This is a genomic window from Pseudanabaena sp. Chao 1811 (assembly GCF_027942295.1).
In the GTDB taxonomy this organism is placed as follows: Bacteria; Cyanobacteriota; Cyanobacteriia; order Pseudanabaenales; family Pseudanabaenaceae; genus Pseudanabaena.
Genome location: NZ_CP101416.1, coordinates 459,911 through 471,549, shown reverse-complemented (window position 1 = coordinate 471,549; position 11,639 = coordinate 459,911). Strand labels below are relative to the sequence as shown.

General features: G+C 40.4%; 8 protein-coding genes. 1 reads left to right on the top strand and 7 read right to left on the bottom strand.

The window, feature by feature from the left end:
* Nucleotides 1-100: 100 nt before the first annotated feature.
* Nucleotides 101-292, bottom strand: a complete 192-nt coding sequence (petP, locus tag NMG48_RS02215) for a cytochrome b6f subunit PetP (protein WP_126385864.1) — start codon at nt 290-292, stop codon at nt 101-103.
* Between the two features lie 170 nt (nt 293-462).
* Here petP and panB point away from each other — a divergent pair, with 170 nt between their 5' ends.
* Entirely contained in the window at nt 463-1,227 is a 765-nt protein-coding gene (panB, locus tag NMG48_RS02210) for a 3-methyl-2-oxobutanoate hydroxymethyltransferase (protein ID WP_271253803.1), read from the top strand.
* Nucleotides 1,228-1,277: 50 nt separating this feature from the next.
* Here panB and NMG48_RS02205 read toward each other — a convergent pair whose 3' ends face one another.
* The 6 genes from NMG48_RS02205 to NMG48_RS02180 form a co-directional block, all read right to left on the bottom strand.
* Nucleotides 1,278-2,408 (bottom strand): CO2 hydration protein, encoded by a 1,131-nt coding sequence (locus NMG48_RS02205; RefSeq protein WP_271253802.1) that lies wholly within the window; start codon nt 2,406-2,408, stop codon nt 1,278-1,280.
* Nucleotides 2,409-2,540: 132 nt separating this feature from the next.
* Nucleotides 2,541-4,460, bottom strand: a complete 1,920-nt coding sequence (locus NMG48_RS02200) for a hypothetical protein (protein ID WP_271253801.1) — start codon at nt 4,458-4,460, stop codon at nt 2,541-2,543.
* Nucleotides 4,461-4,613: 153 nt separating this feature from the next.
* Nucleotides 4,614-6,029 carry a glycosyltransferase gene (locus NMG48_RS02195; protein WP_271253800.1) on the bottom strand — a complete coding sequence of 472 codons (1,416 nt, stop codon included), beginning with the start codon at nt 6,027-6,029 and terminating at the stop codon, nt 4,614-4,616.
* A 70-nt stretch (nt 6,030-6,099) separates the two neighbouring features.
* Nucleotides 6,100-6,936, bottom strand: coding sequence for a hypothetical protein (locus NMG48_RS02190; RefSeq protein ID WP_271253799.1), 837 nt, complete (start codon nt 6,934-6,936; stop codon nt 6,100-6,102).
* A gap of 85 nt (nt 6,937-7,021) precedes the next feature.
* Nucleotides 7,022-7,609, bottom strand: coding sequence for an antibiotic biosynthesis monooxygenase (locus tag NMG48_RS02185; protein WP_271253798.1), 588 nt, complete (start codon nt 7,607-7,609; stop codon nt 7,022-7,024).
* Nucleotides 7,610-7,682: 73 nt separating this feature from the next.
* A complete protein-coding gene (locus NMG48_RS02180) occupies nt 7,683-11,621 on the bottom strand; it encodes a replicative DNA helicase (RefSeq protein ID WP_271253797.1) in 3,939 nt (1,312 codons plus the stop codon).
* Nucleotides 11,622-11,639 lie beyond the last annotated feature (18 nt).

Below are 11,639 nucleotides of genomic sequence, written 5' to 3'. Positions count from 1 at the left end.
GATGTAGTTATGATGCTCACTTCTTTAGCAAGGGATTAGGCTCCCGCCTAAGTCGGCAGTCTAATCCCTTGCTAATATGCGGAGCGACATCATAACCCATTTAGGCGGACTCTAGCTCGTCTGCAAAAAACCAAGACTTGGTGCTGTCATCAAATTTGACGATATAGCCCCATTTGCTGCCATCCATAATCTTTTCTTCTTTGATGACACCGATCGCACCAACTTTGCTGGAGATCGCCTTACCACTACCATCTTTGAAACCACGAACACGAACTCTTTGTCCAACTTGCATAATGTTTGATTCTCGTACCGAACTCAATTAACCTTTTGTGTTTGCTTTAAAAAGTTTACATTAGATATTAACCCTATTAATTTTTTGATGGAATAGCGCCCCAAAGCAGGGTTATTCCACCAACTGAAAAATCTACAATAGCGAAGCTTTAACTTACGAGGAACGCCCCGATGCCAGTGACGATCGCCCAATTGCAAAAATGGAAACAGCAAAAGAAGCCCATTGCAGCTTTGACGGCAAGTGACTATGCGATCGCCAAATTGCTAGATCAAGCAGGTGTGGATATGCTTTTGGTGGGTGACTCTCTTGCAATGGTTGCCCTAGGACATAAAACCACACTCCCCATTACCCTTGAGGCAATGATCCACCATGCTCAAGCGGTCGGACGTGCTGTAGAGAATGCGCTACTCATTGTCGATATGCCCTTTCTAAGTTATCAGGTGAGCGCGGAAGAGGCTCTGCGATCGGCGGGACGTATTTTTAAGGAAACCGATGCGCGGGGTATCAAGCTGGAGGGGGGGTATCCCGATATGGTTGCCACGATTCGTAAATTAGTGCAAGCGGGAATGCCCGTGATGGGACATGTAGGACTAACGCCACAATCGGTGCATCGCATTGGTTATCGGGTTCAAGGTAGCACTCCCGATACCGCCGAAGAGATTTTGCATCAATCAAAGGCTTTAGTAGAAGCAGGTATTTTTGCACTGTTATTAGAAAATATTCCTGCGGAATTAGCCGCCAAGATCACAGATTTAATTCCTGTGCCTACGATTGGTATTGGTGCTGGCAAGAAATGCGATGGACAGATTTTAGTGACCCACGATGTGCTGGGCTTATCCGATTGGCAGCCCCCCTTTGCGAAGAAATATACAAATTTGCAAGAGACAATTACAGAAGCTGTCAAGCAATATTGCCAAGATGTCAGAAATCAATAAAGAGTCGGCGCAATGCGCCGACTCTTTATTTTTGCAGAAGCTCATTTATCCTATTGCAAGGTGTATAGGCGCGATCGCGAGAGGCGATCTAGCCAAGGTGCAAGAAATTTGTCGTTAGCTTTTTTCTCTTTAGGATCTTGTGTTTCAAAGGGATGAGGAGCCAAACCACGTAGTGCGGCTGTCGTTACACAAAACATCGACTTTTGGAACGAAAGACAAATTTGTACCAGTAAATCTTCTTCACCGCGATCGCTGTTTCTATACACATCCAATAAATATTGGGGTAAATAGTGACGCATATCCTGCATTAGCAATGTGGGCGGAATACCTGCGCCGCCAACGGGTAAAGGATCGGCATACAGCACACCATAATTGAAGTGTGAGATTTCAGGAGAGATTTGCTGCGCCTGTGCGTTGTAGGAAACCGTGCCACGGAAGGGGAAAGAACGGAAAAATACAGCTTCCACATAGGGGACAGCCGTATCCATTAAAAATGTTAAATTTGCCGATTTTGGCACGATCTCGTAATCGCTGCCATTGATGCTTACTTTGTAGACATAGGGAACAGCGGCGGCAGCAACTAACCCATCTTGAATATGTTTCACCACATCAGGGATACTTTTGATTTCACCCCGATCATAGCGATCGCTCAGTTCTAAAAACATCGGTGACATGAACGACCAAAAATATCCTAAAGCGCTGTAGTAGGTCATCAGGCGCACTTGCTCTGGCAAAAAGTCAGGAAACAATCGACTTAAAATTGCCATGAGGGGATTGCTTTTACTTTTTGCGGCGATCGCAGCTTTGGCGCGTTGTTTAAATTCCTCTGAGTCCAAGTAATTATCAAGTCCACCACCACCATGCCAAAACATCGCCTTCATGCAGTATTCGGCAAATTCAAAATTAATGCGATTGTGCCACCAGTGACGACCTAGCTTATTTAACGAAAAATCACCATTAAAGAATTTAAAAAATGGGAAAAATTCTAAAAATTGATATTCGGAGATATAAGTGAGATTTCGATAATATTCTCCCAATATGACACCATAGCTTTTGAGTATGCCAACGACTTCGAGTAAGTTGTCAGGACTATCTGGAAGCAATGCACCACCTTCTTCTAAGCGTTGCTTTACCGCCGCAAGGGCAGGCTCGATAGGTTTATTTTTGGTCGATACACTCATATGCAGATTTATACAATGCTTAATATATTCCTAATAATAGTTAAGCACTGATTGCAGGTTTCACATTGTTGGAGATGCTTGGAGATTTTGTGATATCTCTCAGCACACGCGCAGCATGCGCTACAGATCTAGCTACTTACCTGTAATCAGTTTTTTGCATCGCTTGAGAAATTTACGCTGAGCGATCGCTACAGGAAATATGGCTTTGACCAGTGGGGAACTAACCTGTAGACTTGCCTCATTCCAAGCATTGCGGTGGGTAACAAAGATCTCATTTTTCGCGATCGCATAGCGCAAAACATTAATTAACCGCAAAGGCATTGCCCAATAAAAGTGATAAAGCTCATTAGGATCATCAAAAAATGGACAGTCCATAAAAGCTTCCGCCTCCCGTTGTGTTGGGGAGTTGTTAAAGGTCAGGAATAGGTCATCTAGAGCATCACGTAATAGTTTCGGGGAGGTGGTCAGAGGAAAATCTACAGGCGATCGCTCTACAAGATAGCGCACAAAATTAATCACCGTTGTTTGAAAATATTGCAAACCCCAATCAAGGGCAGGTTGATTATTTTTATGCTTCAAAACAGGATTTACTGTGCCATTTGCCTGCACAGCATAATCGAGGGTAGTTCCTTCACAGCCCGCACAAAACACCTCCATCGCAGTTACATAACGAGCATCAATATGATTTCTATGTCCTGTCGAGTTAGTTAAATTAAAGAAAAATGCTAGTACCTCACCCTTATGCTTGAGGTTGCCCGTTGGTTTATCTAAAGCAAAATAAAATCCTATGGGCATTCTTGTACCAAAGATCTCAAAGGCATTTTCTAGGGAAATTTGTAAACTGCCACGCCAACCAACATCGACTAGTCCAAATGCTTGACCATCAAGCATTTTTTCCTGTTGCAGATAGGCTTTTAAAACTTCACGTTTTTGGGCAGCAACTTGGAGAATGATCTCCTGCAAAGGTTGATGCTGTTCTAACTTTGCCCGTAGTTCAATTCGTTCTGATCTAGTGAGGTTGTCTTGCCAGCGATCGCAGGGATAACCTAACTCATCAAAAATTGGTTGGGCAGATTGGCGATCGAGACACATCCGTTTGAGTAGACTTTCAATGGACAAAAGATGCGTATCATCAAACATCCATTCCCAAAACGCTTGATTAATTTCAACTACCCCTGGCATTCTCAGCGCTTGACGACTGACATATAGATAACGTAGCTCTATTTCTGGATAGATCTGTGGCGCAAGTTCCTTCGCAATTTGTAGCAATATCTCTCCATCCCTTGCCAAAAAATACAGCCGCGCAAGTTGCCGCGCCTTAGCCTGTTGCAAAATCCAGAGCGTATAGGCTGTCAAAATTGGTGCAGCCACGGATGCCGCAATGTCTCTGAGTATCCCTTCTTTAGATGTATTGGATAAAGTCGTTAGTCTGGTGTAGCGAGACAGTCCTGCCCAAAGAGAAGTTATTCCATTCGTGGTACTAGCATATTTTTGAAGTACTGATTCATATCGATTGGGATTAGCATCATTGAAATATTCAGCCTTAATGCCCAAGGAACTCGGCGTTGCAAAATCTGAATGCCAACTATTACCGATATGTGTGAGTTCTTGAGGTCGCAAGTTGCGCTCTTCAAGTACTTTTAAAAATAAATCCCCTTTTCCTTTTGATTTTCGGAATTCTGAGGATACATATAAGCGATCGCCTTCTTCCCAAAAACCATGATGTCGCAGTCTCTCCTCAAGAAAACTAGAGGGTAAATACATATCTGACAGAAATAAAATACAAGAATGCGATCGCCTTGCTTCAGCAAGCATTTGATAAGCCTTAGGGATAGGAATGAGCAATTCCCTTTCAACTTCAAGTTCGAGGTTTTTGAGTTTAGATATAGTTTCTTGGGGTATTTCTAGAGCATCAGCAAGTTCCTCATAGATTTCATCAAGGGTATTCTCTCCTCCCTCGATAAATTTGCAAGATCGATCCCTTGCATTCACACGCTCAATCTGAAACATCTTCGGTGAAATAGTGAGCCAACCAAATTGCACAGCGCGCATTCCGCAAATATAAAAAACTTCAGATGGTGTTAATACCAATCTTGTTAAAATAGTGTCAAAGATATCAAAACTACATATGCTCATAATTAATTCTGGTTTAGGTCAATGCAGTTACACAACTTCTTAAAATAAAATTCTCATCGCTTATGCGGACTATGGGGACTTTTTAAATGTGTTTAAGATTTGCAAAAAGTCTTCAGTCAACTTTGTATAACTCATTTCTTCATGGATTGCAGTCCGATCAAATCTCAGTGGAGAGCCAGATAGCTTCGCCGAAAATACTAGATTGATCACCTCACACATGGCATCTATATCCATAGGCTCAACAATCCATACACCTGCTTTCCCATTGAGATAATTCCAATTTTCTCCCTTAGGAATAGCTGCTAATATGGGGCGATCGGTCATAAGGTACTCATAGGTCTTGACCGAAATTCTCCCTCCATAATTGCCATCAGGTCTTGCTGGCAAAGTCAGTAGTAATAGATCAGCCTGTCTAGCCATTTGAATTACCTGTGAATGGGGAGTTTTGCCAAATACATTAACTAGTCCCTTTAAGCCTTGATCTTCTAAAACCTGATGGACAATATCATCTGGAAATCCATTGCCATATATTTTTAGATGTAACTTGTCTTGCCAACTAGGATTTTGGGCGATCGCTTGCTGCATGGCTTTACCAATAAAGACAGGGCTAGAACTACGATAATCAATCTTCGCTCTGATATACCAACCCAATCCCATCCAAAAACGATAGAGCTGTTTAAAATAATTCTTTTCTTCCTCAGGCTTTAAAAATTCATACCATCCATTCATACCACCTGTATAAATGATATCCAATGAATCATTGACTGCATTAGGTTGCGATTCATCAGTTCCAGAATCAATTGGCAAATTGTAGTCAGATGGATCAATGCCACAACGGATTAAATGAAATTTAGCCCGTTGATCAGGAGCTTGCTGCTTTTGGGCAATTTCTAAATTAACTTGAGAAACATATACTAAAGCATCCGCATGACGACCATAGAGATACTCTAAACATAGCTCTAGGCGATGATGTATCCAAGTGGGAGTAGCTGCGTGCATATCAGTACAGGTGATCGAATCATTTAAGTTAAATATCAACGGTACTCCCGTAAGCCATTTGAGAATGATGCCAGTAATACTTGCAGAATATGGCATCAAAAAAACTAACATCACATCAGGCTTTTCCTGCTTAATGATTTGATACCCTTTAATTAAAGCTGGAAGAACCCAAAACACAGATTTATCTGGCCAAATGAATAAGTCTAAAAACTTGCTAAGCTTTAGTTTGTTGAGAATATCAATAATTAATTGAGGTGTCCAAGGCTTTACGATATGAATTTTAGTTGAATCATTTAAAAATGCATTTTCTGTATCCGTTAAACCAATGATATTCCAATCTTTTTGAAAGCCAGATAGCAATTTAGAAACTCTGTTTGCAAGGGGATTTATTTTAGGTGGAAAAATATGAGATATGCAGAAAAGCGTTGGTTTAGAAGTTAATATCTCAGTCTCAATTTGTTTTTGATCTGGCGCATTAGTTGTCATAATATTTTAGTTTATATATTTATAGAAATTTTATACAAATCTGAATTCAGTGATACTTTTGTTTAAATCCTTAGATCACATTCATCCAGAATTTATGTCTGATATCACTTACATAATGTCGCATTGCAATTTGCTTAGTGGCAAACTGATCAGGATATATAAATTGATCGTCAACATTCATAATATATTTGTCACTGGCAAGAGCTACACCATGATTCTGCTTAATTGTTAAATTAACGATTGTCTGTTCAGAGAAATAATTGGGTGGTTCGGATAATTTCGCTAATCTCTGTATAGCATCATTCCAATCTAAGGCTTTTTTGAATAGGATAAACCCTGCGTTAATAGGCTCTTGCATTTCACCATCGTCATAGATGAGGCGACGATCTAGCGAATTTTTGCAATCGGGTAAATAATAGGTATATGTATCGTTAGATGAGGCTAAATCTGCTAAATCAGAAGCACCCTCAAAAAAGAGAATATCTGAGTCAGTATATAGAGTTGCACTATCAATAGGAATAGACATCAAGGCAGCTAGTTTCTTACCCATTGCTTGCTGGGAAGCATATTCGTACACTGATGGTGGTAAATCTTCTCTTTGAAATGTGGTCAGAAGTTGGACTTCAACACAGGGATGGATTTTACGGAGTAGTTCAATACTTTGTTGAGTGTAACTTCCATCAGACATGATGGTAAATGCTTGAGGAATTCCTACATAACGCAAAAAAGAACGTAAGCTCGCGACCTGTTCTGGCAAATCTCGTTCACAGGATAGGGCATAAACCTTGATTGGTAATTGGCGATCTTGCTTGATCGGAAAATTAACTAGAGTGGAAATACTAGATTTATAAATGGAGCGAAGAAATTTTCCTTGGATTTTTGCTGCGTGATAGCCAATATTGACCATTGATTTTTCCGTAAATTAGTTAAAGTGTGATCTACGCTAATATTGCGTAATTATAGTGACAAATGCTATTGAAAATCTCTATATATCACTTTCTATTCCGCTTAGATGTAGATGGATAGAGCCAAAAACTGAGTAATTGGGTGAGATATGGCATTACTGGATAGGTTAGTAATGCAGAAACAAAGATAACCGAGATAAATAAGCCTAATAGATCTGGAAGACCTTGCAAGAATGGATTGAGAACTAATTTAGCTAATATTATCAGAGGATATACCGTGATCACACCAATAATAACCTGTTTATAATATGCAGGTTGTGGTGGATTTGGTAGTGAACTTTTAGGTAAGTTAAACCATAGTTCTAGTCCATTGGGGAGATGTTGTTGCGATCGCTTAGCGATAAATTCTTTAGACTTACGCATCCAGTTTTGATAAACGGACGAAGTCAACCAATCTTTGCAATGTTCATAGTTATCGAATTTGACAATTACTACATATTCGGGATATTGATGATCACGGGGACGAATGACATCAACCCCGATGAATCCTGCAAATTGTTGCGCTGCCTGATTAACCTCTTTTGTCCAAGCTTCATATTCCTCTATGCGATTTGGTTCAACAACTTCTGAGATGACTAAAGTAATCGGATCTGAATGCTGTCCCGATGTCTGCATAGAATTATCACCAATTAAATAGGCATAGCTAAATTATAAAACTTCACAACCCTAGGAGAACAATTGTCTTCTTCTAATTCCTACTAGAAGCCATATTCTCAAATTTAGTTAAGCGTGGTTCAAATAATAATTTGACTGTGCCAACAGGCCCATTACGATGCTTTGCAATAATGATCTCAGCAACTCCGCGATCTGGGGTATCGGGATTGTAATATTCATCACGATATAGGTTAATGACCAAATCCGCATCTTGCTCAATGCTGTTATGGACATAAAATCCATTGGCAGCGAAGTTAGACAAGCTCGATACAGTTAAGTCATATACCATTTCCTCTTCCCGTAAATCAATGGCTTCTACTTTGTCCCAATAGATATCACTAGTAGCTAGATTGAGAATATCTGTTGACTTGAGAATCCCAGCTAACTTATAAGCTCTATCTCTGCTAATTGCACTTTTATGTAAGCTAGTACCGCAGTATTTCATGCCAAGACTAGCTTGCATTTGCCTAGTACTTAATCCAAGTTTCTCTCTAGCAGTATTAATGTATATTGCCCATGCCTCTTTAGGTATAATATCTCGATTAGTATTAGCTTTTCCAGAGTTATTTATATACAAATTAACTGCTTGCAATCCTTCTTGTTTATATTTACCAACAGCACCCACAAGATTGATAAATCTTTCTAAGTCGGGCTTTCCTCTTAAGACAACCTGATATTGATCGCGACCTTTTTTTCCTTGAGAGACAGTTCTTAGGGTGGCATTAATGCCGAGTCTGAGCAAGAGAGCCTGTACACCTCTTGATAATTTTTCACTACTAGATGCGTAGTAAACTGCGGGATAGAAAGACTTCTTGCTTGCGACAATACAGCCATCTGTAGCCCACAAATGACGGAGAAAGATAGCGATCGCATTTTCAGGTTGTTCAAAAATTTGATTTGGAATAAACTTTTCGTGCGATCGCAAACCAAATATGCCTAGGTTCTCTAACCATTTAGTAATAGGATTTTTAACGCCATGAGTTAGATTGCTTGTAGATGCTAAATAAACTTGATACCAATCTCTTTCTTTTTTGATCCTTGGTGAAATTTGATCGCGAAATACTGCGGTTGCTAATCCAGCTACTAATTCTGCTAGATCTAATTCTCTAGTTGTGTATTGAATGGCATGTCTTGGCAATGTACAGCTATCACCGATTAAATGTCCTAATAAAGCTAGTTCAGCATCACCAATTGTTTGTAATTCTGGACAAGGAATTTGACGGGGTGTGGCAATGCGATCGCCTATTTGGATTTCATCAAGTCTTTTCCAGCCCTGAATGGTCAAGAATTTATGATTGGCTGTAGCTTTGAGCGATCGCCCTAGCTGCGTTCTTAGTTGATATACAGGTTTAGATCCAGTACAAAAAGCATTACTCACGAGCGCCCGTTCCATTTTGAAGGTTTGGGGATTGACTGCCCAGATTGCAAAATTGGATTTGCCAACCAGATCGCGAATGGGAACTTCGGCTCCTGTATCTGCCATAGTGATTAAAGAATCTCCACTCAGACATCCAGATTCTCTTAAATCTGAAAGCATCGGACGCTTATTAGTTCTTGCTTCTACACCTCGACTTAACTGGGATAGCGCAATTACGGGAACATTTAATTCACGGGCTAGGGCTTTAAGCGATCGCGTAATTCTCGAAATCTCTTGTACACGATTATCGGAACCTGATCCTTCCATTAGCTGCAAGTAATCAATCAGAATTAGACCAAGTACACCTCCCTTTTCTGATTGCAAACGTCGAGCCTTAGAACGCAATTCGGTAATGGGAGGATTAGGAGTATCGTCGATAAATAGTGGAAGTTCAGAAAGTCCACTAATCGCCATTGCTACGGTTCCCCATTCATTTTCGCTAATCTGTCCAGTGCGAAGACGATTACTATCGATGCCCATGTCACTAGAGCGAACTTTGGACTGACTAGCTAGGAGGCGATAAACTAATTGCTCCTTGGACATTTCCAAACTAAAGATCGCCACAGGTAATCTATGGATTTCTGCCATTTTGCGAGCTAGTTCGAGTCCGAAAGCTGTGTTATGGACACAAATATCATTGGCAACAAAATTATGAGTTTCAGGAATAGTCAAGTCATAAACTTGCTTTTCGCCGACAAATTCGATCGCTGTAATTTTGTCCCAATAAATATCGCTAGTGGCAAGATTTTGTAATGATAGGCAATCAATAGCTGTAGCTAGTTTTAGTAATCTCTCTCTAGTAGGGGCGCGTTTACCCACATGGATATTTGAGCTATTAATACCTGCGGCTCGTGATAATTGCTGCCAAGATTGCTCACCTTTAGCAATTGTCAAATCATGCCAAACTTCAACAGGTATTAAATCAGTATTAGTTTGATATCTTTTAGCGCATAAAGCCGACTTTGCCTTACTAATTGAATCTTCTTTCCCAAAAATGCCAATTTCATCAATTAGAATTTGCAATGACAAAGCATCAGTAATATCTAATTGCCAACAGTAACGAATTTCTTGTTTGTATTTAACAGATTTGTGTTTAAGTTTCGCAATAACGCCAAAGCGTAATAATAAATGTTGAACTTGACGAGCTAACTTTTCGCTAACAGTGGCATAACCTGATTGGACTTGACCACTACTTAAAACAGATATCCATCCATCAGTAGCTAGTAATCGATTTAAGAATAAAACAATTAAAGACTTTTCTAAACGAAAAACAAAATCTGGAATTATTTTGGAATAGGCATTCTTACCCCAAATTTCTAAATCCCTTAACCAAGTAATTAGGGGATTACCTGAGCCTCTTTTTTTTGCCATAGTATGCAGCGTTGCAGCGCGATCGCCATGAGTATCAATTGTCACCTTTAAACTAGGAGAAAATTGCTCGACCGCCCAAATAAAATCATCTTGAATTTTGGGATTAATATTCGTAAATCGGGGACTAGTTTCAGTTAAACAACCATCGCCTAAGAGATAGGCTAATAGCTTGATTTCACAGGGGCGACTTACTTCTTTCCCAAAAACTGCAATCTTACGTGGGAGAGCAATCTTGTCACCTACACATAACTTAGCTAGTTGCTGCCAACCTGTAATCGTTAGAAATGGATGGGTTAAAGTAGTTTCAATTTGTCGTCCTAACGCTGTTGTGACACGAAATACAGGCTTGATGCCATCATCGATAAAAGCTGATGGTTCCGTCAAATCAAACCGCCAATTCTCTCTCAAGGTTAAAAGATTGGGTTTGGTTTGAAGTTGTTGATATTGCTGATAGATTGCTTCGATAGTACTGATACTGCCATCGGCTAAAACCAATTCACTATCAAAGGCTAGACATTTACCCATTGATGGACGACCTGCGAGGATAATCAGATCCGATCGCTGCAAGCCATTGGTCATCGCATCAAAATCGTAAAAACCTGTAATTAAACCTGTAGCCGTTGAATTACCTGTACCAAGGGAATTAAAGCGATTTTCTAGTTCGTAAAAGGTTTTCGTGAGAATGTCGGCGGCAGGAACTAGACCTTGTTGAGCGCGAGATTGGGTGACAGCAAAAATTTTCTGCTCAGATTGATCAAGGAGTTGAGCTAGTTCGAGTTCATTGCTATAGCTAATATCAACTACTCCTCGAGCCGCCTCTGCAAGCTTACGTCGGGCATACTTATCGGCAACCAGTTGAGCATAAAAGTCAATATTGACGGCGCTAACGGTGCGATCGCAAAGTTGAGCAATTTTTGATTGACCACCAATTTTTTCGAGCATGTCGCGATCGCTGAGCCATGTGGTCAAGCTCATCATGTCCGTGGGATTCGACTGGTTATGCAACATCAAGCAAGCCCGAAAAATTTCCTGATGGGCCGCTACATAAAACATTTCAGGACGCAAAGTATCTAAAACTCGCGAAACTGCCTCTGGGTCGATTAAAATTCCACCTAAGACAGCCTCCTCTGCCTCAATATTTTGTGGGGGTAAGCGATCGCTGATAGATTCAAATTCTTTGCTCATATACCTACGGACTAGGAA